Annotated in this window: 1 protein-coding gene; it reads left to right on the top strand. The window is 47.8% G+C overall.

The annotated features are described in order from the left end of the window. Positions 1-563, top strand: a 563-nt coding sequence (locus AB4496_RS27545) for an MMPL family transporter (protein WP_372133159.1), incomplete at both ends; no start/stop codon positions are given.

Below are 563 nucleotides of genomic sequence, written 5' to 3'. Positions count from 1 at the left end.
TGTTCACGTGATTGTGACCATGAGACAAGCGATGCAGCGCGGGATGGAGAAAGCACAAGCCATTCAATACAGCATCAAGCTTAATGCGATGCCGATCTTAATTACTTCGGTGACCACCGCGATTGGTTTCTTGATGATGAACATGTCGGACTCTCCCGTATTACGAGACTTCGGTAACTTGTCGGCATTGGGCGTGATCATCGCGTGTTTCCTCTCTGTGACCATGCTTCCTGCGCTGTTAAAACTGTTGCCAGTTAAGAGCTTGCCAGCAAATCCATTGGCGGCAGATAAAGTGACCTTCATGGATAAGCTCGGCGATTTTGTCGTTGCTAACCGTAAAGCACTGCTGCCTATTTCTACTCTTGTGATTGTTGGCGCTGCCGCGTTAATTCCACTCAACAAAGTGAATGATGAATCGGTGAAGTATTTCGATACCTCAAGTGAGTTCAGACAAGCCGCCGATTTCATGGAAGAGACCGTAAGCGGCATGACCACCATCAGCATCGCAGTCAAAACCAACGAATCTCAAGCGATTGCTGATCCTGTGTTCTTACAAGCGATTG

This window comes from Vibrio sp. 10N.222.46.A1, from assembly GCF_041473595.1.
GTDB lineage: Bacteria > Pseudomonadota > Gammaproteobacteria > Enterobacterales > Vibrionaceae > Vibrio > Vibrio tasmaniensis_A.
The sequence above is the reverse complement of the archived record's forward strand: the minus strand, read 5'-3'. Positions and strand labels throughout refer to the sequence as shown.